20 protein-coding genes are annotated in these 21,512 nt (G+C 68.6%); 9 read left to right on the forward strand and 11 right to left on the reverse strand.

All coding sequences use genetic code 11. The annotated features are described in order from the left end of the window. Nucleotides 1–177: 177 nt before the first annotated feature. Nucleotides 178–900 carry a FadR/GntR family transcriptional regulator gene (locus tag DIE12_RS22685; protein ID WP_185640885.1) on the forward strand — a complete coding sequence of 241 codons (723 nt, stop codon included), beginning with the start codon at nucleotides 178–180 and terminating at the stop codon, nucleotides 898–900. A gap of 57 nt (nucleotides 901–957) precedes the next feature. On the opposite strand, the gene cynR is transcribed toward DIE12_RS22685, so the two are convergent. After that, nucleotides 958–1,848 (reverse strand): transcriptional regulator CynR, encoded by an 891-nt coding sequence (gene cynR / locus DIE12_RS22690; protein ID WP_124488260.1) that lies wholly within the window; start codon nucleotides 1,846–1,848, stop codon nucleotides 958–960. Nucleotides 1,849–2,162: 314 nt separating this feature from the next. Here cynR and DIE12_RS22695 point away from each other — a divergent pair, with 314 nt between their 5' ends. Beyond that, nucleotides 2,163–3,362, forward strand: coding sequence for an MFS transporter (locus DIE12_RS22695; protein ID WP_124551375.1), 1,200 nt, complete (start codon nucleotides 2,163–2,165; stop codon nucleotides 3,360–3,362). Between the two features lie 95 nt (nucleotides 3,363–3,457). On the opposite strand, the gene DIE12_RS22700 is transcribed toward DIE12_RS22695, so the two are convergent. Together DIE12_RS22700 and DIE12_RS22705 are read right to left on the reverse strand one after the other, a co-directional pair. Further along, nucleotides 3,458–4,516, reverse strand: a complete 1,059-nt coding sequence (locus DIE12_RS22700) for an L-idonate 5-dehydrogenase (RefSeq protein ID WP_124488258.1) — start codon at nucleotides 4,514–4,516, stop codon at nucleotides 3,458–3,460. 15 nt (nucleotides 4,517–4,531) lie between these two features. Further along, nucleotides 4,532–5,305, reverse strand: coding sequence for an SDR family NAD(P)-dependent oxidoreductase (locus DIE12_RS22705; protein ID WP_124488257.1), 774 nt, complete (start codon nucleotides 5,303–5,305; stop codon nucleotides 4,532–4,534). Nucleotides 5,306–5,467: 162 nt separating this feature from the next. Between DIE12_RS22705 and DIE12_RS22710 the strand changes: the two genes are divergently transcribed. Continuing rightward, nucleotides 5,468–6,358: a LysR family transcriptional regulator gene (locus DIE12_RS22710; protein ID WP_124488256.1), complete on the forward strand. Its 891-nt coding sequence runs from the start codon at nucleotides 5,468–5,470 to the stop codon at nucleotides 6,356–6,358. Nucleotides 6,359–6,437: 79 nt separating this feature from the next. Here the strand turns inward: DIE12_RS22710 and gap are convergent, their stop codons facing one another. Together gap and tkt are read right to left on the reverse strand one after the other, a co-directional pair. Beyond that, nucleotides 6,438–7,448: a type I glyceraldehyde-3-phosphate dehydrogenase gene (gap, locus tag DIE12_RS22715; RefSeq protein ID WP_006485712.1), complete on the reverse strand. Its 1,011-nt coding sequence runs from the start codon at nucleotides 7,446–7,448 to the stop codon at nucleotides 6,438–6,440. A gap of 87 nt (nucleotides 7,449–7,535) precedes the next feature. Next, the gene (tkt, locus tag DIE12_RS22720; RefSeq protein ID WP_124551376.1) at nucleotides 7,536–9,608 is read right to left on the reverse strand and encodes a transketolase; all 2,073 of its coding nucleotides are present in this window, start codon (nucleotides 9,606–9,608) and stop codon (nucleotides 7,536–7,538) included. Between the two features lie 215 nt (nucleotides 9,609–9,823). On the opposite strand from tkt, the gene speE reads away from it, so the two are divergent. From speE to DIE12_RS22735, 3 genes are all read left to right on the forward strand, one after another. After that, nucleotides 9,824–10,681, forward strand: coding sequence for a polyamine aminopropyltransferase (speE, locus tag DIE12_RS22725; protein WP_044844174.1), 858 nt, complete (start codon nucleotides 9,824–9,826; stop codon nucleotides 10,679–10,681). A 215-nt stretch (nucleotides 10,682–10,896) separates the two neighbouring features. Then, nucleotides 10,897–11,313 (forward strand): glyoxalase/bleomycin resistance/extradiol dioxygenase family protein, encoded by a 417-nt coding sequence (locus tag DIE12_RS22730; protein ID WP_044844175.1) that lies wholly within the window; start codon nucleotides 10,897–10,899, stop codon nucleotides 11,311–11,313. A 17-nt stretch (nucleotides 11,314–11,330) separates the two neighbouring features. Continuing rightward, the gene (locus tag DIE12_RS22735) at nucleotides 11,331–12,098 is read left to right on the forward strand and encodes a 16S rRNA (uracil(1498)-N(3))-methyltransferase (protein ID WP_124519989.1); all 768 of its coding nucleotides are present in this window, start codon (nucleotides 11,331–11,333) and stop codon (nucleotides 12,096–12,098) included. Nucleotides 12,099–12,289: 191 nt separating this feature from the next. Here the strand turns inward: DIE12_RS22735 and DIE12_RS22740 are convergent, their stop codons facing one another. From DIE12_RS22740 to DIE12_RS22750, 3 genes are all read right to left on the reverse strand, one after another. Beyond that, on the reverse strand, nucleotides 12,290–12,853 hold the full coding sequence (locus tag DIE12_RS22740) for a barstar family protein (RefSeq protein WP_044844247.1): 564 nt from the start codon (nucleotides 12,851–12,853) through the stop codon (nucleotides 12,290–12,292). Between the two features lie 16 nt (nucleotides 12,854–12,869). Further along, nucleotides 12,870–13,301 carry a ribonuclease gene (locus tag DIE12_RS22745; protein WP_124519991.1) on the reverse strand — a complete coding sequence of 144 codons (432 nt, stop codon included), beginning with the start codon at nucleotides 13,299–13,301 and terminating at the stop codon, nucleotides 12,870–12,872. Nucleotides 13,302–13,676: 375 nt separating this feature from the next. Continuing rightward, nucleotides 13,677–16,019: an NADP-dependent malic enzyme gene (locus DIE12_RS22750; RefSeq protein WP_311766318.1), complete on the reverse strand. Its 2,343-nt coding sequence runs from the start codon at nucleotides 16,017–16,019 to the stop codon at nucleotides 13,677–13,679. Nucleotides 16,020–16,119: 100 nt separating this feature from the next. Here DIE12_RS22750 and thiL point away from each other — a divergent pair, with 100 nt between their 5' ends. The 3 genes from thiL to DIE12_RS22765 are packed head-to-tail and all read left to right on the forward strand — an operon-like array spanning nucleotide 16,120 to nucleotide 18,221. Further along, nucleotides 16,120–17,154 (forward strand): thiamine-phosphate kinase, encoded by a 1,035-nt coding sequence (gene thiL, locus DIE12_RS22755; protein ID WP_124519993.1) that lies wholly within the window; start codon nucleotides 16,120–16,122, stop codon nucleotides 17,152–17,154. Continuing rightward, nucleotides 17,144–17,689 carry a phosphatidylglycerophosphatase A gene (locus DIE12_RS22760; RefSeq protein WP_124488251.1) on the forward strand — a complete coding sequence of 182 codons (546 nt, stop codon included), beginning with the start codon at nucleotides 17,144–17,146 and terminating at the stop codon, nucleotides 17,687–17,689. The genes thiL and DIE12_RS22760 overlap by 11 nt, the downstream gene beginning before the upstream one ends. Before the next feature lie 31 nt (nucleotides 17,690–17,720). Next, on the forward strand, nucleotides 17,721–18,221 hold the full coding sequence (locus DIE12_RS22765; protein WP_044844180.1) for a CinA family protein: 501 nt from the start codon (nucleotides 17,721–17,723) through the stop codon (nucleotides 18,219–18,221). A 42-nt stretch (nucleotides 18,222–18,263) separates the two neighbouring features. Here DIE12_RS22765 and DIE12_RS22770 read toward each other — a convergent pair whose 3' ends face one another. The 3 genes from DIE12_RS22770 to DIE12_RS22780 all read right to left on the reverse strand — a co-directional run bounded on the left by DIE12_RS22770 (nucleotide 18,264) and on the right by DIE12_RS22780 (nucleotide 21,462). Further along, the gene (locus tag DIE12_RS22770; RefSeq protein ID WP_124519995.1) at nucleotides 18,264–19,322 is read right to left on the reverse strand and encodes a haloacid dehalogenase-like hydrolase; all 1,059 of its coding nucleotides are present in this window, start codon (nucleotides 19,320–19,322) and stop codon (nucleotides 18,264–18,266) included. 208 nt (nucleotides 19,323–19,530) lie between these two features. Continuing rightward, nucleotides 19,531–20,358 carry an orotidine-5'-phosphate decarboxylase gene (gene pyrF, locus DIE12_RS22775; RefSeq protein ID WP_124488249.1) on the reverse strand — a complete coding sequence of 276 codons (828 nt, stop codon included), beginning with the start codon at nucleotides 20,356–20,358 and terminating at the stop codon, nucleotides 19,531–19,533. Between the two features lie 39 nt (nucleotides 20,359–20,397). Then, nucleotides 20,398–21,462: an aldose 1-epimerase gene (locus DIE12_RS22780; protein WP_124519997.1), complete on the reverse strand. Its 1,065-nt coding sequence runs from the start codon at nucleotides 21,460–21,462 to the stop codon at nucleotides 20,398–20,400. Nucleotides 21,463–21,512: the final 50 nt, after the last annotated feature.

Below are 21,512 nucleotides of genomic sequence, written 5' to 3' on the forward strand. Positions count from 1 at the left end.
AGTTTCGTCTGTTCATACTGGTAAGACCAGTGATGTTATGGTGGATAGTAGGAAGCCGATATAGTCGAGTCAAGGACGGACAAAATAGGGATTTCCCGCCCCTGTGCCCCGCACCGTGCGGGGGCGGATCGTGGCTTTCCCGTAGGCCGGTCGTGCACCGCGCGCGTGCGGATTACAATGCCGGTCAGACCGGCCATCGTTCACATCATGAAAAACGTTCCGCACACCGTGACCGACGCCGCCATCGCGACGATCCGCGACCGGATCGAGGCAGGCGTGTATCCGGTCGGCAGCCTGCTGCCGGCCCAGCGCCAGCTCTCCGAGGAGCTGGAGATCAGCCGCGCGTCGCTGCGCGAGGCGCTGTCGACGCTCGAGGCGCTCGGGATGCTGCGCATCCGCGCCGGCAAGGGCGTGTATGTCGAAAGCGCGCAGGCGTCGGCCGCGCATCCGTGGCAATTCGCCGAGCAGTCGTCGCCGCCCGATACGTACCAGATGCGCTATGCGCTCGAAGGGTTCGCCGCGCGGATGGCCGCGCACGTCGTCAGCGACGACGACATCGCGTGGTTCGAGGACAACCTCGCCGACCTGCACGTCGCGCTGACCGACAGCGCGCTCGACGAAGCGTCGCAGCTCGACTTCGACTTCCACATGCGGATCATCCATCTCGCGGGCAACGCGGCGATCGAGTCGGTGCTGCGCAGCAGCGCCGACATCATGAAGGAAAGCCAGCGCATGCCGTTCTACCGGCGCGAGCTGCTGCTGTCGACGTGGCACGAGCATCGCGCGATCGTCGACGCGCTGATCGCCCGCGATGCGGCCGCGGCCGGCACCGCGATCGAGACGCACATCGCGAACGCCGCGCAGCGCGCGGGCATCTTCTTCCCGACGCCGGGCACCTGACGCAGCCGCCGGCCTACGGTCGCGGCCGGCGCGGCAGCGGTTCGCCGGTCGTACCGGTCATCCCCCCGAAGGATCGCGATACGCGAGCGCGCGCTCGATGAACGCGCGCGCCGCGACGCTGCGGTATGCGCCCTTGCGCGTGAGCAGCGCGGCCGTGCGCGACGGCAGCGGCGGATCGAGTTCCAGCGCGCACAAGTCGCCGCTCTCGCGCGCGATCGCGTCGGGCAGCACCGTCGCGAGCCGCCCGCGGCGCACGAGTTCGAGCACCGCGCTGACCGTATTCGTCTCGATCGCGATCCTCGGCTGCACGCCCTGCTCGATGAAATACCGGTCGATGCTCGCGCGCGTCGCGAACGCGCGGCTCAGCAGCACCAGCGGCTCGCCGGCGAGTTCGGCCGGGCTCAGCGCGCGGCGGTGGCGGGCGAGGCGGTGCGCGCGGCCCGTCACCAGGGCGAGCGGTTCGTCCCACAGCGGCAGCGCGTCGATGTCGGGCGCGCGCGGCGGCATGAACGCGAAGCCCGCATCGAGCCGGTCGTCGGCAAGCTGCGCCTCGATGCGCTCCTGCGACATCGCGTCGATCGTCAGCGCGACGTTCGGGAAATCCGCATGGAACGCATCGATCAGCGAGCCGCTCAGGTAGGCCGCGAAGGTCGGCATCATCGCGAGCCGCAGCGAGCCGCTGCCGAGATCGGCAACGTCGTGCAGCGCTCGCTGCCCGGTGTCGAGCTCGTGCAGCGCCGCGCGCGCGTGGCGCGCATAGACCTCGCCGAATTCGGTGAGCCGCACCGTGCGGCCCGAGCGGTCGAACAACTGCACGCCGAGCATGTCCTCGAGCTGGCGGACCTGCTGCGACAGCGTCGGCTGCGACACGTGCAGCGCATCGGCCGCGCGCGTGAAGCTGCGCTGCTCGGCGACGGCCAGGAAATAGCGGATGTGGCGGAGTAGCATGGCGGCCCGGGTATTGGTAGAACCAATGGATACCATAAGGATCCAGTCTTGGACGCTATGGTGCGGTTCCCGCATCATACGCACATCCGCTCCCGAGCACGCCGCCTGGCCGCCGCACCGGAGCGGCCCGCCCGGGCCCGCCTTCCCCCGCCCGCGGCACGACGTTGTGCCGCCGCCTCGACCGGGCACCGGCCACGCGCCGCCCGGCGCGCATCGCGCGCATCGCCGTTCCGTCGACGCCGGCCCCGATTTCCGCAACCCCGCGTTGCCGACGGCCCGCGCCGCCGGCCGGCACCGCTGTTTCTTTCGCGACCATGGAACCGCATCAAGACAACCATCCTCCCCTGACCCGCGCGATGACGCTGCTGTTCGCCTGCGCGTGCGGCATCGTCATCGGCAACATCTATTACGCGCAGCCGCTGCTCGCCGCGATCGCACACAGCTTCGGCCGCCCGCCCGCCGAACTCGGCTATCTCGTCACGCTGACGCAGCTTGGCTATGCGGCGAGCCTGCTGCTGATCGTCCCGCTCGGCGACGCGGTCAACCGCCACACGCTGATCGTGCGGCTGCTCGTGCTCAACGTGATCGCGCTGGCCGCCGTCGCGTTCAGCACGAACTTCACGATGTTCGTCGTCGCGAACATCGCGCTCGGCTTCGTCACCTGCTCGACGCAGCTGCTCGTGCCGTTCGCCGCGTCGCTCGCCGACGCGCGCACGCGCGGCCGCGCGGTCGGCACCGTGATGAGCGGGCTGCTGCTCGGCATCCTGCTCGCGCGCGTCGCCGCCGGCGCGATCGCCGACGGGTTCGGCTGGCGCGCGGTGTACGGCATCGCCGCGGCGATGATCCTCGCGCTGACCGGCGTGCTCGCGGTGAAGCTGCCGAAGGATCGACGCCACGCGCGGCTCGACTACGCGGCGCTGATGCGCTCGCTCGTCGCGCTGGTGCGCGCGCAGCCGTTGATCGCGCTGCGCTCGGCCTACGGCGCGCTCGTGTTCGCGTGCTTCAGCCTGCTGTGGACCGGCCTCACGTTCCTGTTGAGCCAGCCGCCGTACAGCTATTCCGAGGGGCAGATCGGCCTGTTCGGGATCGTCGGCGCGGTGGGCGCGCTCGCGGCGACGTCGGCCGGCCGGCTCGTCGACCGCGGCCACGGCAACGCGGCGACCGGCCTGTTCGCGGCGGCCGTGCTCGCGTCGTTCGCGCTGATCGCGGCCGGCGCGCATTCGCTCGTCGCACTGATTGCGGGGATCCTGCTGCTCGACGTCGGCGTGCAGGGCATGCACATCTCGAACCAGAGCGTGATCTATGCACTCGCGGGCCACGCGCGCAGCCGCGTGACGACCATCTACCTGACGAGCTACTTCGTCGGCGGCGCATTCGGATCGTTCGCGGCGAGCGTCGCGTACGGCATCGAAGGCTGGCGCGGCGTGTGCATCGCGGGCACGGCGCTCGCGGGCGTGCTGATCGCCCTGTGGCTCGCGTCGCAGCGCATCGGCGCGCGGCAAGTCACGCAATGATCCGGTTTCGCTCCAGCCGATGAAAAAGGCACGCTCCGCCAATCGCGGGCGTGCCTTCCTTGCCTTGTGCGCCGTCGCGCGCCATCAGCAGGAGATCATGCCGCCGCGTCCGCGAAATCGATCAGCACCTTCATCGCGCGCTGCCGGTCGCCGGCCAGCTCGAACGCGCGGTTCGCGTCGCGCATCGGGAACACGCCCGTCACGGCCGGGCGCAGGTCGACGCGCTCGGCATTGATCAACTGCACCGCGAGCGCGAATTCCGCATGGAAGCGGAACGAGCCGCAGATCGACAGCTCCTTCGCGACCACGACGTTCTGCGGCAGGCTGACGTCGCCGCCGAGCCCGAGCTGCACGACGACGCCGCGCGGCCGCATCACGTCGAGACCGTCGCGCAGCGCGCGCGCATTGCCCGAACACTCGATCATCACGTCGAACGTGCCCTTGTCGGCACCGTAGCGCGCGACCCAGCCGGTGTCGGCCGCCGCGTTGATCGTATGGTCGGCGCCGAGCGCGCGGGCGACCTCGAGCGGCGCATCGACCACGTCGGTCGCGACGATCTCCGCCGCGCCGTGCACCCGCGCCGCCGCGACCGCCAGCACGCCGATCGGCCCGCACCCCGACACGAGCACGCGCCGCCCAATCAACGGGCCCGCGCGCGACACCGCATGCAGCCCGACCGCGAACGGCTCGGCGAGCGCCGCGAGCGACAGCGGCACATGGTCCGCCACCTTCACGCACTGCGCGGCATCGCACACGAGCGCGTTGCGAAACGCGCCCTGCACGTGCGGCATGCGCATCGCGCTGCCGTAGAAGCGCATGTCGAGACACTGGTTCGGCAGCCCTTCGAGGCAGTAGCGGCATGCGCCGCACGGGCGGCTCGGATTCACCGCGACGCGATCGCCGACCTTCACCGACGTCACGTCCGGCGCGACCGCCGCCACCGTGCCGGCGACTTCATGGCCGAGCACCATCGGCTGCTGCAGCCGGATCGCGCCGAAGCCGCCGTGCCGGAAGTAATGGAGATCGGAGCCGCAGATGCCGCCCATCGCGACCTCGACGCGCACCTGGCCCGGACCGATCTCGCCCGCGTCCTGCTCCTCGAGCCGCAGGTCGTTCGGCCCGTGGATCACGAGACACATGCAACGCATACGCATGACGTTCCTCCTTTTCTAGACGGCGCTGGTCAGCCCGCCGTCGACGAACAGCGTCTGACCGTTCACGAAATCGGATGCGGCCGACGCGAGGAAGATCGCCGCGCCGCACAGCTCGTCGACCTGCCCCCAGCGGCCGGCCGGCGTGCGCTTGCACAGCCAGTCGGAGAACGCCGCGTCGTCGACCAGCGCGCGATTCAGCTCGGTCTCGAAATAGCCGGGCGCGAGGCCGTTCGCCTGGATGCCGTGGCGCGCCCAGTCGGCGCACATGCCTTTCGTCAGCATCCGCACCGCGCCCTTGGTCGCAGCATACGGCGCGATCGTCGGCCGGGCGAGCTCGCTCTGCACCGAGCAGATGTTGATGATCTTGCCGCGGCCACGCGCGATCATGTGGCGCGCCACCGCCTGCGCGACGTTGAACACGCCGTCGAGGTTCACGCGCATCAGTGCATGCCAGTCGTCCGGGTCGAATGCGTCGAGCGGCGCGCGGCGCTGGATGCCCGCGTTGTTCACGAGGATGTCGATCGCGCCGACGCGCGCCTCGAAATCGTCGATCGCCGCGCGCACCTGCGCGTGCTCGGCGACGTCGAACACCGCGTAGTCGGCCGCGAAGCCTTCCTCGCGGAAATGGCGCGCGAGCGTCGCGGCCTTCTCCTCATTGCGATCGTTGATCACGATCGCCGCACCGGCCTCCGCGAGCCCGCGGGCGAGCGTCAGGCCGATCCCGCGTCCGGAACCCGTGATCAGTGCGCGGCGGCCATCCAGGCGGAACCGGTCAAGCGCGTTGTTCATGCATGTCTCCTCGTGCCATCGAGCCGACCGCCGGTCGCGGCCGGTCTCGCGTCGAGGGTATCTTCGACGCTCGGACGGGCGTCGCGCCAATGGTCTTTTTTGATCCGGTTATCATGAAATCCGATCACCGTTCTCTTCACCGTTTGCCGCCGCCCGCCCACCATGGAACTCAAGCAATTGCGCGCCTTCGTCACGCTCGCGGAAGAACTGCATTTCGGGCGCGCCGCGCAGCGCCTGTTCATCGTGCAGTCCGCGCTGAGCATGCAGATCAAGGCGCTCGAGGAGGAGCTGGGCGCACGCCTGTTCGAGCGCGACCGCCACAAGGTCGAGCTCAGCGATACGGGGCGCGTGTTCCTGCCCGAAGCGCGGGCGACGCTGCAGCAGGCCGCGCGCGCGGAGCAGATGGCGCGGCTGTCGAGCCGCGGCGAGATCGGCACGCTGCGCATCGCGTTCGTGTCGTCGGTGCTGCCGGCGCTGCTGCCGGCCGTGCTGCGCACGATGCGCGAGCGTTATCCGCTGATCGCGCTCGAACTGAAGGATTTGCCGACGCCCGACCAGATCGCAGCGCTGCGCGACCGGCGCATCGATTTCGGGATGATCCGGCTGCCGGCCGCGTATGCGGGCATCGACACGCGCGTGGTGCTCGAGGAGGGCTTCGTGGTCGCACTGCCGCTCGACCATCCGCTCGCCGCGCACGACACGATTTCACCATCCGCGTTGCGCGGCCAGCCCGCGTTCGTGCTCGCGCGCCGCTACGCGCCCGGCTTTCACGACGACATGCTGCTCGCGCTGAGTCGCGCGGGCACGACGCTCGAGATCGCGCAGGAGTTCGGGGAATTCACGACGATGCTCGCACTCGTCGCGGCCGGCATGGGGATCGGGCTGATCCCGGCGGAAGCCGCGAGCGCGCTGCCGCCGAACGTGCTCGCGCGGCCGCTCGACCTGGCCGGCCACCGCAGCGGCATCGGCCTCGCGTGGACCGACCTCGACAGCCCGCTGAAGCGCGCGTTCGTCGACGCGCTCGAGCAGGTGACGGCGAACGCCGCGCAATAAAAAACCCGGCCGGGAAAAATTCCGGGCCGGGCTCGTTCGCCACGCAGGCCGCCGTGCGGCGGCCGCGCGACGTGCGGGATTACTTCGCGTTCGCGAATGCGACTGCCGTATCCAGCATGCGGTTCGAGAAACCCCACTCGTTGTCGTACCAGCTCGACACCTTGACGAGGCGGCCCGACACCTTGGTCAGCGTTGCGTCGAACGTCGACGAGGCCGGGTTGTGGTTGAAGTCGATCGACACCAGCGGTGCGTCGTTGTAGCCGAGGATGCCCTTCAGCGCGCCTTCCGATGCTTCCTTCATGATCGCGTTGACTTCCTCGACCGTCGTGTCGCGCTTCGCGATGAACGACAGGTCGACGATCGACACGTTGATCGTCGGGACGCGGATCGCGTAGCCGTCGAGCTTGCCGTTCAGTTCCGGCAGCACGAGGCCGACGGCCGACGCAGCGCCCGTCTTGGTCGGGATCTGGCTGTGGGTGGCCGAACGCGCGCGACGCAGGTCTTCGTGGTAGACGTCCGTCAGCACCTGGTCGTTCGTGTATGCGTGGATCGTCGTCATCAGGCCGGTTTCGAGGCCGATCTTGTCGTTCAGCGGCTTGACGAGCGGCGCGAGGCAGTTCGTCGTGCACGATGCGTTCGAGATGACGGTGTGCTCGGCCTTCAGCACGTCGTGGTTCACGCCGTAGACGATCGTCGCGTCGACGTCCTTGCCGCCCGGCGCCGAGATGATGACCTTCTTCGCGCCGCCCTTCAGGTGCGCGCTCGCCTTTTCCTTCGTCGTGAAGAAGCCCGTGCATTCCATCACGACGTCGACGCCCAGCTCGCCCCACGGCAGTTCTGCCGGGTTGCGGTTCGCCAGCACGCGGATCTTGTCGCCGTTCACGACGAGGTAGTCGCCGTCGACCGACACTTCGCCCGGGAACTTGCCGTGCGCGGTGTCGTACTGGGTCAGGTGCGCGTTGGTCTTCGCATCGCCCAGGTCGTTGATCGCGACGATCTCGAGATCGTGCTTCTTGCCGTTTTCATAGAACGCGCGCAGCGTGTTGCGGCCGATACGGCCGTAGCCGTTGATTGCGACGCGAATCGTCATGGTCTATCTCCTGATGGCTGAAAAAATTCGTTTCGTGCAGCTTCACGGTGCGACGCGCGCGAGGGGTGGCGCGCGTCGCGAATGCTTTTAGGCCAGCACGGCCTTCGCGGTCTCGACGACGTGCTCGACGGTGAAGCCGAAGTACTTGAACAGCACGCCGGCCGGCGCCGATTCGCCGAACGTGTCGATCCCGACGACGCCGCCTTCGAGGCCGACGTACTTGTGCCAGAACGCGGTCACGCCCGCTTCGATCGCGACGCGGCGCACGCCGTGCGGCAGCACGCGTTCGCGGTATTCGGCGTCCTGGCGGTCGAACACGTTGGTCGACGGCATCGACACGACGCGGGCCGCGATGCCCTGCTGCGCGAGCGGCTCGACGGCCTTCATCGCGAGTTCGACTTCCGAGCCCGTCGCGATCAGGATGATCTTGCGCGCGACGATCTCTTCGTCCCAGTCCTTCAGCACGTAACCGCCCTTCTCGATGTTGGCGATCTGCGCGTCGGTGCGCGGGTTGAACGCGAGGTTCTGGCGGCTGAAGATCAGGCTCGACGGACGATCGGCGGCAACCGCGTGGGTCCAGGCGACGGCCGTCTCGACCGTGTCGGCCGGACGCCAGACGTCATGGTTCGGGATCAGGCGCAGGCTCGACACGTGCTCGATCGACTGGTGCGTCGGGCCGTCTTCGCCGAGGCCGATCGAGTCGTGCGTGAACACGAAGATCGACGGGACCTTCATCAGCGACGCGACGCGCAGCGCGTTGCGGCTGTAGTCGGAGAACGTCAGGAACGTGCCGCCGAACGGCTTGTGGCCGCCGTGCAGCGCGAGGCCGTTGATCGCGGCGCTCATGCCGAATTCGCGCACGCCGTAGTTGATGTGGTTGCCGAGCAGCACGCCCGCGCCTTCCGAATTCGCGCGGACCGCCTTCGATGCCTTCCAGTTGGTCAGGTTCGAGCCGGTCAGATCGGCCGAGCCGCCGAGCAGCTCCGGCAGTGCGGCAGCGAGCCCTTCGATCGCCTGCTGCGACGCCTTGCGGGTCGCGACCGTCTCGGCGCGCTCGTTCGCACCGGCGATGATCGCCGCAGCCTTCTCGGCCCAGTCGGCCGGCAGCTTGTTGGCCATCCGGCGCTCGAATTCGGCGGCTTCTGCCGGGAACTTCGCGCGATAGGCGGCGAACGTCGCGTCCCATTCGGTCTCGGCGCGCTTGCCGGCTTCCTTCGCGTCCCATGCCGCATAGACTTCCTGCGGAATCACGAACGGCTCCCAGGTCCAGCCGAGCGCCGCGCGCGTCTTCGCGATTTCTTCCGCGCCGAGCGCCGCGCCGTGCACGTCGTGGCCGCCCGCCTTGGTCGCGGCGCCCTTGCCGATCACCGTCTTGCAGCAGATCAGCGTCGGCTTGTCCGACAGCTTCGCCTTCGCGATCGCCGCGTCGACCGCGTCGACGTCATGGCCGTTCACGTTCGGGATCACGTTCCAGCCGTACGCTTCGAAGCGCTTCGGCGTGTCGTCGTGGAACCAGTTCACGACGTCGCCGTCGATCGAGATGCCGTTGTCGTCGTACAGCGCGATCAGCTTGTTCAGCTTCAGCGTGCCCGCGAGCGAGCAGGCTTCGTGCGAGATGCCTTCCATCAGGCAGCCGTCGCCGAGGAACACGTACGTGTGGTGATCGACGATCTTCGCGCCGTCACGGTTGAACTCGTCGGCCATCAGCGCTTCGCCGAGCGCCATGCCGACCGCGTTCGCGAGACCCTGGCCGAGCGGGCCGGTGGTCGTCTCGACGCCCGGCGTGATGCCGTATTCCGGGTGGCCCGGCGTCTTCGAGTGCAACTGGCGGAAGTTCTTCAGCTCTTCCATCGGCAGGTCGTAGCCGGTCAGGTGCAGCAGCGAGTACAGCAGCATCGAGCCATGGCCGTTCGACAGCACGAAGCGGTCGCGGTCCGCCCAGTGCGGGTTCGTCGGGTTGTGCTTCAGGTGACGCGACCAGAGCGCGACGCCGATTTCGGCCATGCCCATCGGCATGCCGGGGTGGCCGGAGTTCGCTTGCTGGACGGCGTCCATCGCGAGCGCACGGATCGCATTGGCCATCAGGGTGGTGGAGGCGGGAGACGAAGTCGTCATGTCGAGTCCGGAGAACGAGTCGAGGAAACGGGGGCACGGCGGCATCCGGAAGCTCGAGCGTCAATCGTTCCCGGCGCGCAGTGCGGCGCCTGACGGACGCGAAGCGGACGGAGCCTACGGACGGGGCTGCAAAGCTCGTCATTTTAACAGATGGGCTGACATTTCCCTTGTCGGCGCGTAGTGTTCCGGCACGGTTTTCCGCCAAACCGCCCGCCTCCTATAATTCAGACGTCGGAACTGTCTGCCCGAGCGGCCCGCCCGTGAACACGACCCTTCTCTTCCATCCCACGCCCGACGTCGCGTACGGCTTCCCGAACGCCCGCCGGCTCGCGCACGTCGCGTCGCCGCACCAGCACATCGAGGTCTGGGAAACCCCGCAGCTCGGCCGCCTGTTCACGCTGGACGGCCGGCCGATGACGTCGGTCGGCGACGAATACGTGTACCACGAGTGCATGACGCACCCGGCCGCGCTCGCGCACCCGTGCCCGAGGAAGGCGCTCGTGCTCGGCGGGGGCGACGGCGGTGCCGCGCGTCAGCTGCTCAAGCACGCGTGCATCGAGCGGATCGTCGTCGCGGAGCTCGACGACGAGGTCGTCGGCATGGCGCGCCGCTATCTCGACGACGTGCACCAGGGCGCGCTCGACGACCCGCGCGTCGCGATCGTGATCGGCGACGCCGCGCATTTCGTCGCGTCGACCGTCGAGCATTTCGATCTCGTCGTGTTCGACCTCACGCCGCCCGACTCGCCGGCGGCCGGCCTCTATACGCGCGAGTTCTACGCGCGGCTCAAGCGGATCCTCACGCCGTGCGGCGCGATCTCGATGCATCTCGGCTCGCCGGTGTTCCACACGGCGCGCATCGCCGCGCTGCTCGACGACCTGCGCGCGAGCTTCGCGGTCGTCGATCCGCTGTCCGCGCACGTGCCGCTGTACGGATCCCAGTGGCTGATGGCGATCGCGAGCGACACGCTCGACGCGGCCGCTCTGTTTGCTCACGACATCGACGAACGGCTCGCCGCACGCCGCGTGCAGGGCTTGCGCTACTACGACGCGCGACTCCATGCGGCCCTCTTTGCCCTGCCGCGCGCGCTGCGCGATACACTGGGCGTTCGCCGCTGAGCTTCCGGGCGGACGCATCGCTCCGCGGGCGGGCCGCGCTTTCTCGCGCGCCCGACCCGCCACGCGCGGGCCCGGCGCGACGCAGGCGGCCCGCCTGCGTATCCTCTGCCCGGCGCGGTGCCGCCCCGGGCACCCGCGCGCCAATATCCGTTGGACTGCAAAGCATGGGACCGGAGTCACCGCTCAAGCGCCAACCCCGTTCGACAGGAGATTTCATGACCGATCCACGTCCGGCCAACGTGCCTTGGTTGACGCCTTACCTGGCCGTGCGCAATGCGCACGCGACCATCGAGTTCTTCAAGGCCGCTTTCGGCTTCGAATTGCGCGACGTCCTCGACGAGGACGGCGCGATCATGCACGTCGAGATGACCTACCGCGGGCAGCTGATCGTGATGTTCGCGCCCGAAGGCGCATTCGGCTCGATCGCGCTCACGCCGAAGAGTGCGCACGCAACCGCTCCGCAGTCTTTCTACCTGTATGTCGACGACGTCGACGCAACCTGGCAGCGCGCGCTCGACGCGGGCGCGCAATCGCTGACCTCGCCGCAAGATCAGTTCTGGGGCGACCGCTTCGCCCAGATCGAGGATCTCGACGGCTACCGCTGGGCGCTCGCGCGCCGCCTGGCTGCATGAACGGAGCCGCGATACGCATGAGTGAAGCCACCACCACCGCGGCCGTGCCGCGTTTCTTCGTCGAAGCGGCGCTGCGCGCCGATACGACGCTCGCGTTGCCGGCCGACGTCGCGCGGCACGCGCAAGTGCTGCGGCTGCAGCCCGGCGACGCGCTCGCGCTGTTCGACGGCAGCGGCGGCCAGTACCGCGCGCGGCTCGTCGAGATCGACAAGCGCGGCGCGCTCGCGCAGCTCGAAGGGTTCGATCCGGCCGAGGCCGAGCCGCCCTATCGCGTGACGCTGGCGCAAGGCATCGCCGGCGGCGACAAGATGGACTGGGTGATCGAGAAGGCCGTCGAGCTCGGCGTCGCGGCGGTCGTGCCGCTGTCGACGGCGCGCGGCGTCGTGAAACTGTCCGGCGAGCGCGCGGACAAGCGCGTCGCGCACTGGCGCGGCGTCGTGCGCGCGTCGTGCGAGCAATGCGGGCGCAACCGCGTGCCCGACGTCGCGCCGGTACGCGGCTTCGGCGCGTGGCTCGATACGCTGCCGGCCGCGCCGGCCGACGGCGAGCTGCGGTTGCTGCTGTCGCCGCGCGCGAGCATCCCGTTTGCGTCGCTGCCCGACGCGCCGCCCGCGGCGGCCGTCACGCTGCTGATCGGGCCCGAAGGCGGGCTGTCGCCCGACGAGGAACACGCGGCCCGCGCGCACGGGTTCACCGCGTTGTCGCTCGGCCCGCGCGTGCTGCGCACCGAGACGGCCGGCGCGGCCGTGCTGGCGGCGCTGGCCGCGCGCTGGGGCGGATGGTGATGCGTCGGGGCGCGGCCGGCGTGGCATGCGCCCGAAACGACCGACGCCGGCCCGATGCCTGACGCACGTTCGGACCGACGCCGCGCGTGACTTCCCGGCGCCCATCGGCCGGAACGCAGACGCAAAAAAGCCCGCGCGATGCGGGCTTTTTGCCGAATCGGCCGCGCTCGGGCGGCCAGTGGATCCGCGCTTTACGCGAACGAATAGAACACGCGGAACGCGACCTTGCGCTCGGCCCAGAACTCGGCGGCTTCGCGGAACACGTCGAGCAGCGTCTCGCGCCCTTCCTTGTCGAATTTCTGCGCGATCGGCAACCCTTCGAGAACGATCACGAAACCTGGCTGCGCGCCGGCCTTCGCGACGAGGTCGGTCAGGCAGTCGTACAGCGCGTCGTAGTTCTTGCCGAAATGCTTCGGAAACAGGAACGACGTCGCGATCGTCTCCATCACTTCCTGCTTCGACTGCGCGGCACCGCAATACGCGTACAGGAAATGCTGGCCGAGCCGGCCGGCTTCGTCGGCGAGATCCTGCACGCGGAACGCGCGGATCGACTGCACGAGATTGGGTCGCACGGTCGTGAAAAGGCTCATAGGCTCCTCGTTCGATGAAAGCCCGGGCTCGGCTTCCTGTTGCTCCGCCGCGACGCCTGCCTGTGCCGCCGCGTGAAGTTGGATCACGCGCTGAAACAGGTTGCCGTCGCCGGCCGCGAACAGTTCCGCCGCCGCCGTATCGTGCGCGTAGATGGAGTCGCTCATGCCGTTCATCCCGAAGTCATTCAACAATACGTTTAAAACTGTTGTAGTGGTCGTCCGTGTAATAACAGTTGTCGATCCGGCGCAATGGCCCGCCACAGACGATCCGGCGCGCGCCGCGATTGCGCGCGCGCGGCGTCGGCACCGTGTACTCGTGGTAGTAGCCGCGCTTCGCCTTCGGCAGGATCCGCTCGCGGTTGCCGAAGACGACGCCGTCCTTCTCGTACGGATAGGGGCCACCGGCGCCGATCAGGCCAAGCGTGGTCACGGCCTCGCGCGGCAGGCGGGCGGTCGGGATCGTATCGACCCCGCCGACGGCCAGGTCGGCCGAAACGGCCTGCCGTGCGAAAGCGGCGGAAACCAGACTGCCCGTCGGTGTACCGACGATACCCATCGCGAACATCGCGAAGACGGACGCGAGCGCGCCGTTGCGGAGCCACTTGCGTGCCATGAACCAGGGTTCCCGCTGTTAAATCAAGTAGTTGACGACCAACCAAAGGCGTTAGCGTAGCGCTATTGTCCGCGCGAATCAATGTTCGTTTGGGAACCGAAAGGCTGGCTCCGCCCGGAATCGCGCATTTTTCACCGAAAAAAGACTACATTTATCTTACATGAGATAAAATATCCGCGGCATCTCTCGCATGGCAAGACCTGCCTCCTTGCCACGCTCGCTAGCCTAGGGGGAGAGATGCCGCTGTTGCTTATGGGAAGCGCGTTTGCGCCCTGCCCGCGGCGTGCCCATTGCGGGCACGCCTCTTTTTGCTTTTGTTTACAATTTTGCCCGCCGCGCGGCAGCGGTTCGACCGGCGCCGCGCGTTCATTCCGCTCAGCGTGCGGCGTTCACGTCGGCGACCAGCAGCGCCGCCATGTTGACGATGCGGCGAACGGTCGCCGATTCGGTCAGCACGTGCACCGGCTGGGCCGCGCCCAGCAGGATCGGCCCGATCGCGATGTTGTTGCCGGCCGCCGTCTTCAGCAGGTTGTACGCGATGTTCGCGGCATCGATGTTCGGCAGGATCAGCAGGTTCGCGTCGCCTTCCAGCGTCGATTCCGGCAGGATTTCCTTGCGCAGCGCCGCGTCGAGCGCGACGTCGCCGTGCATTTCGCCGTCGACCTTCAATTCCGGCGCACGTTCCTGCAGGATCGCGAGCGTATCGCGCATCTTCTGCGCCGAAGGCGCGTTGCTCGTGCCGAAGTTCGAGTGCGACAGCAGCGCGACCTTCGGTTCGATGCCGAAGCGGCGCACTTCCTCGGCAGCCATGATCGTGATCTCGGCGAGTTGCTCCGGGGTCGGATCCACGTTCACGTGCGTGTCGACCAGGAAGATCTGGCGGCCCGGCAGCACGAGGCCGTTCATCGCCGCGTACACGCTGCAGCCCGGGCGCTTGCCGATCACCTGGTCGATGAAGTGCAGGTGGCGGTGCGTGGTGCTGATCGTGCCGCAGATCATCCCGTCCGCCTCGCCCTTCTTCACCAGCATCGAGCCGATCAGCGTCGTGCGGCGGCGCATCTCGACACGGGCCAGCTGCTCGCTGATGCCCTTGCGCGCCATCATCTTGTGGTACGTCTGCCAGAAATCGCGGTAGCGCTCGTCGTGCTCGGTGTTGACGACCGTGAAGTCGGTACCCGGCGTGAGGCGCAGGCCGTAACGCTGGATACGGTGCTCGATCACCGACGGACGGCCGATCAGGATCGGCTTCGCGAGTTTCTCGTCGACGATGATCTGGACGGCGCGCAGCACGCGCTCTTCCTCGCCTTCCGCGAACACGACCCGCTTCTTCTCCGCCGGCGCGCTGCGCGCGAGCTGGAAGATCGGCTTCATCGTCGTGCCGCTGTGATACACGAATTGCTGCAGGTGCTGCTTGTAGGCTTCCATGTCCTCGATCGGGCGCGTCGCGACGCCGCCGTCCATCGCGGCCTGCGCGACGGCCGGCGCGATCTTGACGATCAGGCGCGGATCGAACGGCTTCGGAATCAGGTATTCGGGCCCGAACGACAGGTCCTGGATCCCGTAGGCAGTCGCGACGATGTCGCTCTGCTCGTGCTGCGCGAGTTCGGCGATCGCGTTGACGGCCGCGATTTCCATTTCACGCGTGATCGTCGTCGCGCCGACGTCGAGCGCGCCGCGAAAGATGAACGGGAAGCACAGGACGTTGTTGACCTGGTTCGGGTAGTCGGTGCGGCCGGTCGCGAGAATCGCGTCGGGGCGCACTTCGAGCGCCAGTTCCGGCAGGATTTCCGGCGTCGGGTTCGCGAGCGCGAGGATCAGCGGGCGCTCGGCCATGCCCTTCACCATCTCCTGCTTCAGCACGCCGGCGGCCGACAGGCCGAGGAAGATGTCCGCGCCGTCGATCACCTCGGCCAGCGTGCGGGCTTCGGTTTCCCGGGCGAAACGCTCCTTGTCCGGATCCATCAGCTCGGTGCGGCCCTTGTAGACCACGCCGGCCAGGTCGGTCACCGTGATGTTCTCGAGCGGCAGGCCGATGTCGACCAGCAGGTCCAGGCAGGCCAGCGCGGCCGCGCCAGCGCCCGACGCGACGAGTTTCACCTTCTTGATGTCCTTGCCGACGACCTTCAGGCCGTTCGTGACGGCCGCGGCCACGACGATCGCGGTGCCGTGCTGGTCGTCGTGGAACACCGGGATCTTCATCCGCTTGCGCGCTTCGCGCTCGACGATGAAGCAGTCCGGCGCCTTGATGTCTTCCAGGTTGATCCCGCCGAAGGTCGGCTCCAGCGCGGCGATCACGTCGACCAGCTTGTGCGGGTCCGACTCGTTCAGCTCGATGTCGAACACGTCGATGCCGGCGAACTTCTTGAACAGTACCGCCTTGCCTTCCATCACCGGCTTCGACGCGAGCGGGCCGATGTTGCCGAGCCCCAGCACCGCCGTGCCGTTCGTGACGACGCCGACCAGGTTGCTGCGCGCGGTGAAGCGCGCGGCGTTCAGCGGGTTCTCGACGATCTCCTCGCACGCATACGCGACACCCGGCGAATACGCGAGCGCGAGGTCGCGCTGGTTGATCATCTGCTTGGTCGGTGCGATCGCGATCTTCCCCGGAGTCGGGAATTCGTGATAGTCGAGAGCGGCTTCGCGGAGCTTGGCTTTGGAGGAGGCTTGGGTCGACATGTGTCTCGTGGCGGGCGGATTAGAATGACTGTTCGACGGCATTGTAGCGCCAATCGAAGGCCGTCAGACCGGCGATTCGGGTGCGACAGCCGCGACATAAATGTACTGAACGGTGCAGGAACGGCACCGCTCGCTGCGTACAATGCCATTCCTTTCACCGCTTCCGGGTTCCTCCGCCGTGCCAGCCGCCCTGTCCGAGTTTTCGCTGATCGATCGCTTCTTCGCGCGCCGCGCGGCCCGGGGGGCGCGTGCGTCGACGCTCGGCATCGGTGACGATTGCGCGCTGATCGCGCCGCGATCCGGAAAATTGCTGGCCATTTCGACGGACATGCTGGTCGAGGGCCGCCACTTCTTCCCTGACGTCGCGCCCGACGCGCTCGGCCACAAGACGCTCGCGGTCAACCTGTCGGATCTCGCGGCGATGGGCGCCGAGCCGCGCGCGTTCACGCTCGCGTGCGCGCTGCCGCGCGCCGACGCGGCGTGGCTCGAGGCGTTCAGCAACGGCCTGTTCGCGCTCGCCGAGCGGTTCGGCTGCGAGCTGATCGGCGGCGACACGACGAGCGGGCCGCTGAACCTGTGCGTGACCGTGTTCGGCGAAGTCGCGCCGGATGCGGCGCTGCGGCGCGACGCCGCGCGCGACGGCGACGACGTCTGGGTGTCCGGCACGCTCGGCGACGCGCGCGCGGGGCTCGGGCTCGCGCGCGGCGAATGGAGCGCCGGCGCGGCCGAAGCCGCCGCGTTCCGGCAGGCACTCGAGCGCCCGGAGCCGCGCATTGCGCTCGGGCTCGCGCTCGCGGGCGTCGCGCATGCGGCGCTCGACATCTCGGACGGCCTCGCCGGCGACCTGCGGCACATCCTGACCCGCTCGAACGTGCGCGCCGAGATCGACGCCGACGCGGTTCCGCGCTCGGCCGCGCTCGCGACGCTGCCGCCCGACGTGCAGCGAAGCTGCACGCTGGCCGGCGGCGACGACTACGAGCTGTGCTTCACCGCGCCGGCCGCGGCCCGCGCCGCGGTCGAGGCAGCGGGCGCGAGCGCCGGGGTTCCGGTCACGCGAGTCGGTACAATACATGCGTTGTCCTCGCCGTCGGAGCAGCCCGCGATCGCGTGGCACGACGCCGCCGGCGCGCCCCTGACTCTCACGTTGCACGGTTTCGACCACTTCCATGCAGACTGACCCGACGACCGCGCAATCCGCGGCCGCGCCAGGCGCCGCCCGCAACGCGCCGCGGCGCGCCACCGTGCGCTTCATGCTGTCGCACCCGGCGCACATCGTGTCGCTCGGCTTCGGCAGCGGGCTCGCGCCGTTCATGCCCGGCACGTTCGGCACGCTGTTCGGCTGGCTCGCGTTCGTCGTGCTCAACCGCTACCTGACGGTGCCCGAATGGTGGGCGCTGATCGCGGTCGGTTTCGCGGCGGGCACGTGGGTCACCGGTTTCACCGCACGCAGGATGGGCACGAGCGATCCGGGCGCCGTCGTCTGGGACGAGATCGTCGCGATCTGGCTCGTGATGCTGTTCGTCACGCCCGCGACCTTCATCGGCCAGTTGTGGGCGTTCGTCGTGTTCCGCTGCTTCGACATGCTCAAGCCGCCGCCGATCCGCTATTTCGACCGTCGCGTGAAAGGCGGGCTCGGCATCATGGTCGACGACCTGATCGCCGCGTTCATGACGCTGCTCGTGATCGCGTTCTGGCGCTCCGTCGTCGGCTGACCGATTTCCCGACTCCCGTTTCCCGACGCGCATGCCAACCGATTCCGTCGTCCATCAGCTTGCGATCCGCGCAGGCAACAAGCTGCGTGACGAGCACCTGTCGCTCGCCACCGCCGAATCCTGCACGGGCGGCATGATCGCCGCCGCGATCACCGACATCTCCGGCAGCAGCCAGTGGTTCGAGCGCGGCTTCGTCACCTACTCGAACCAGGCCAAGATCGAGATGATCGGCGTGCCGCCCGACCTGATCGAGAAACACGGCGCCGTCAGCGAGCCGGTCGCGCGCGCGATGGCCGAGGGCGCGCTGCGCAACAGCCGCGCGCAGGTCGCGCTGTCGGTCACCGGCATCGCCGGCCCGGCGGGCGGCAGCGAGAAGAAGCCGGTCGGCACCGTGTCGTTCGCATGGAGCAACCGGCTGCATACCGACGTCGAAACGCTCGTGTTCAAGGGCGACCGCGAGCAGATCCGCACGCAGGCGGCCGCGCATGCGCTGCGCGGGCTGCTCAAGCTGCTCGACGAACGCGAAGGCTGATTCCCCCGCGCGACGGCAGGGGCGGCCGCCGCCCCTCGCCGCTTACTGGATCGCGTCGGGCTTCACGACGATCCAGTTCTTGTCCGCCGTGACCGGCAGGCCGAGCGCCTTCTGCTGCGCGGCCGATTCGTCCGACCATGCGCGGATCTGCGCCATCTGCTTGTCCTTCTTGTTCACCCACACGCGCACGCCGCCGCGCGCGACGTCGGTCGCGTTCAGCAGCATGTAGCCGTCGGATTTCGGCGTGTCGCCCGCGACGAGCACCGGCTTCTTCCACTGGTCGATCCAGCCGGCGATCGAGCCGAGCTTGCCTTCGTACCACGTCATCGGATTCATCAGGAACGGCGTGATCACGAGATTGCGGTTCGCGGCCTCGTCGTACTTGCCGGCCTTGATCTGCAGCCGCGACGTGGTCAGCGCGCCCGTCGCCGGGTCGCGCAGCAGCGTCGTCACGCCGATCACGTTCTGCGGCTTCACGTTGTAGCCGTATTTCGGATCGGACAGCACAAGCCGCGCGAGCTCCTCGTGCGCGGCGGTCATCACGTACACCTCGATACCGTTCTCGTGCAGCGCGTTGTACAGCTCCTGCATGCCGCGGAAGAAGCGCGGCGGGTTCGCGGTGCCGTCGACGACCTTGTCGCCCTGCCAGTAGCGGATCGGCACCGGCTTGCCGTCGGCGAGCATCGCGTCGACATGGCGCTTCAGGTCGGCCAGCGACAGCCCCGCGAACGCCTGCGCGATCCACGGGTAGCAGACCAGGTCGTCGATCTCGCAGAGCCGGTAGTAGTAGCTCGTCAGCGACTCCTTGTAGTCGGCCGAATCCTTGAACGGGATCAGCTTCAGCGACGGATCGAGCGAGTCGCGCGTCAGCACGCCGCGGTTCTCGAGATACGGCAGCAGCGACTCCTCGAGATCGTAGCGATAGGTCGTGTTGTCGGCGTCGAACACCGCGTAGTCGCCGCGGTTCGCGTGCGCGGCGATCATCGCGTTCAGCGCCTTCGCGCTGTCCGCCGGCCAGTGCGACAGGTCCGCCGCGTGGGCGAACGACATGCACAACGACGCGGCAAGCGCGCTCAGAAGACGTCGGGACAGCTTGGGCATGGCGCCGCTCCTTTTATGACATTCTGGTGACGGATCGATGACAAGCGGCAGCATCGCGCGATTGTGGCGCGGGCATGCGGTGCGCAAGCGACGGGAAGTTGTTCGCGTGCGCCAGGACGGCAAACACGCGAGGCAGGCGCGCGGCCCGCAGATGCGGGTTCGGCATTGAAGGGCCGCCCGGGCGGGCGGCCTGTGGCTCAGCGATATTTCAGCGATGCGCGTTGATCGTATCGCGCGTCTTCTGCGCGGCGAGCGCGGCGGCTTCGGCGAAATCCTCGCCCTTGCTCGCGTACAGGATCGCGCGCGACGAGTTGATCATCATCCCGCTGCCGTCGGCGGTGCGGCCCGCGTTGACGGTCGCCTGCACGTCGCCGCCCTGCGCGCCGATGCCGGGGATCAGGAGCGGCATGTCGCCGACGATCCCGCGCACGATCTCGATCTCCTTCGGGAACGTCGCGCCGACCACGAGGCCGAGCTGGCCGTTCTTCGCATTCCACTTGTTCGCCGCGAGGTCGGCCACGACCTGGTACAGCGGCCGGCCACCCGTTTCGAGGAACTGCAGGTCCGACCCGCCCGGGTTCGACGTGCGGCACAGCACGATCACGCCCTTGCCTTCATGCTCGAAGTACGGCTCGACCGAGTCGTAGCCCATGTACGGGTTCACGGTGACCGCGTCCGCGCGATAGCGCTCGAACGCTTCGCGCGCGTACTGCTCGGCGGTGCTGCCGATGTCGCCGCGCTTCGCGTCGAGGATCACGGGCAGGCCCGGATGCTGGAGGTGGATGTGCGCGATCAGCCGCTCGAGCTGATCTTCCGCGCGATGCGCGGCGAAGTACGCGATCTGCGGCTTGAACGCGCTCGCGTACTGCGCGGTCGCGTCGACGATCTGCCGGCAGAACTCGAAGATCGCGTCGGGCTGGCCGTCGAACTGCACGGGAAAACGCGACGGCTCGGGATCGAGGCCGACGCACAGCAGCGAATTCGTGCGCTGCCACGCGGCGCGCAGCGATTCGATGAAAGTAAGCGGGGAAGACATGGCGGATACTCGCGGCAAACCGTTGATAGACCGCGTATTTTACCCGCGTCGCCGGCGGCCTTCGCGCACGGCGGCGTCGACCCGTGCATCGGCCCGCTCGACGGTGAACGCGAAACGCCGCGTGAGCCGCTCGCCCGGCGCGAGCAGCGTCATCCCGTGCGCGGCCGCGCCGCCCGGCAGGTTCACCGCATTGATCGGATGATCGACCGGCTCGAAGCAGAAGAACGACTCGCCGGGCGGCGTATAGAGCACGTACGCATCGGCGTCGGCCGCGATCGTCAGCAACAGCCCGCGGCGCGGCCAGCTCACCGTCGCGTGGCCGCCCCAGCCGGTGAACGCGTGATTGACGAGCGTCGCCGGCAACGGATACGCGACGCCGAACTGCCAGGCCGGCGGCACGCACACGTGCCGCACCGGCAGGAAATCCGCGCCCGACAGCCACAGGCCGCCCGCGGCCGCAGCCAGCTCGGTCGCGTCGTCGCGCACCAGGAACGGGTGCAAGCCGAGCCCGAACGGCAGCCGTGCGCGCCCAGCATTCTCGATCGTCAGCGCGATCGACAGCGTCGTGTCGTCGAGCGCGAACGACTGGATCGCACGAAACGCGTACGGCGCGCCGCTCGCGCGATCGAGCGACAGCTGCAGCGTGGTGTCGGTCGCGTCGTCCACCTGCCACGGCGCGAGCCAGCCGTCGCCGTGGATCGGCAGCGGCTCGTCGCGGCGGTTGCGCGGCACCGCGACGCTGCGCCCGTCGCATTCGAAGCGACCGTTGCCGATCCGGTTCGAATACGGCAGCAGCGGATAGCACGCGAGTGCGTTCGGGTCCGTCGCCGTCTCCGGGTGTTCGCAGCGTCGGAACACCGGTACCAGCGCACCGTGGTCGCCGCGCCAGTCGAAGCGCGCGATGCCGCCGCCGAGGTGGGGCAGCACGTCGAGCCGCAGCGCCGCGTTCGACAGCGTGACGCCCGCCGCATGCGCGGCGCCGACGCCCTGCGCGAACGTGGCGGTCTGCGGGCCGGCGCTGACCGGCTGCGCGGCGGCAGCCAGGCGCGCACGGCGCGACTGGCTCGTGGACGACGACGATGCGCGCGAGGACGTGGCGGTCATGGTGAACTCCTTTGCTTCGTCGATGAAGCGATACGGATCGTCGCGCGGTG

The organism is Burkholderia sp. Bp9015 (assembly GCF_003853505.1).
In the GTDB taxonomy this organism is placed as follows: Bacteria; Pseudomonadota; Gammaproteobacteria; order Burkholderiales; family Burkholderiaceae; genus Burkholderia.

Bases quoted from the DNA above. Each gene is read 5' to 3' on its own strand.
- DIE12_RS22705 (WP_124488257.1), bottom strand. From the start codon at position 5,305: ATGAACAACGCGCTTGACCGGTTCCGCCTGGATGGCCGCCGCGCACTG.
- DIE12_RS22765 (WP_044844180.1), top strand. From the start codon at position 17,721: ATGCCAACCGATTCCGTCGTCCATCAGCTTGCGATCCGCGCAGGCAAC.
- DIE12_RS22710 (WP_124488256.1), top strand. From the start codon at position 5,468: ATGGAACTCAAGCAATTGCGCGCCTTCGTCACGCTCGCGGAAGAACTG.
- tkt (WP_124551376.1), bottom strand. From the start codon at position 9,608: ATGCCGCCGTGCCCCCGTTTCCTCGACTCGTTCTCCGGACTCGACATG.
- DIE12_RS22780 (WP_124519997.1), bottom strand. From the start codon at position 21,462: ATGACCGCCACGTCCTCGCGCGCATCGTCGTCGTCCACGAGCCAGTCG.
- DIE12_RS22770 (WP_124519995.1), bottom strand. From the start codon at position 19,322: ATGCCCAAGCTGTCCCGACGTCTTCTGAGCGCGCTTGCCGCGTCGTTG.
- cynR (WP_124488260.1), bottom strand. From the start codon at position 1,848: ATGCTACTCCGCCACATCCGCTATTTCCTGGCCGTCGCCGAGCAGCGC.
- DIE12_RS22760 (WP_124488251.1), top strand. From the start codon at position 17,144: ATGCAGACTGACCCGACGACCGCGCAATCCGCGGCCGCGCCAGGCGCC.
- DIE12_RS22740 (WP_044844247.1), bottom strand. From the start codon at position 12,853: ATGAGCGACTCCATCTACGCGCACGATACGGCGGCGGCGGAACTGTTC.
- DIE12_RS22700 (WP_124488258.1), bottom strand. From the start codon at position 4,516: ATGCGTATGCGTTGCATGTGTCTCGTGATCCACGGGCCGAACGACCTG.
- DIE12_RS22695 (WP_124551375.1), top strand. From the start codon at position 2,163: ATGGAACCGCATCAAGACAACCATCCTCCCCTGACCCGCGCGATGACG.
- DIE12_RS22750 (WP_311766318.1), bottom strand. From the start codon at position 16,019: ATGCCGTCGAACAGTCATTCTAATCCGCCCGCCACGAGACACATGTCG.
- DIE12_RS22730 (WP_044844175.1), top strand. From the start codon at position 10,897: ATGACCGATCCACGTCCGGCCAACGTGCCTTGGTTGACGCCTTACCTG.
- DIE12_RS22745 (WP_124519991.1), bottom strand. From the start codon at position 13,301: ATGGCACGCAAGTGGCTCCGCAACGGCGCGCTCGCGTCCGTCTTCGCG.
- gap (WP_006485712.1), bottom strand. From the start codon at position 7,448: ATGACGATTCGCGTCGCAATCAACGGCTACGGCCGTATCGGCCGCAAC.
- thiL (WP_124519993.1), top strand. From the start codon at position 16,120: ATGCCATTCCTTTCACCGCTTCCGGGTTCCTCCGCCGTGCCAGCCGCC.
- DIE12_RS22685 (WP_185640885.1), top strand. From the start codon at position 178: ATGCCGGTCAGACCGGCCATCGTTCACATCATGAAAAACGTTCCGCAC.
- DIE12_RS22735 (WP_124519989.1), top strand. From the start codon at position 11,331: ATGAGTGAAGCCACCACCACCGCGGCCGTGCCGCGTTTCTTCGTCGAA.
- pyrF (WP_124488249.1), bottom strand. From the start codon at position 20,358: ATGTCTTCCCCGCTTACTTTCATCGAATCGCTGCGCGCCGCGTGGCAG.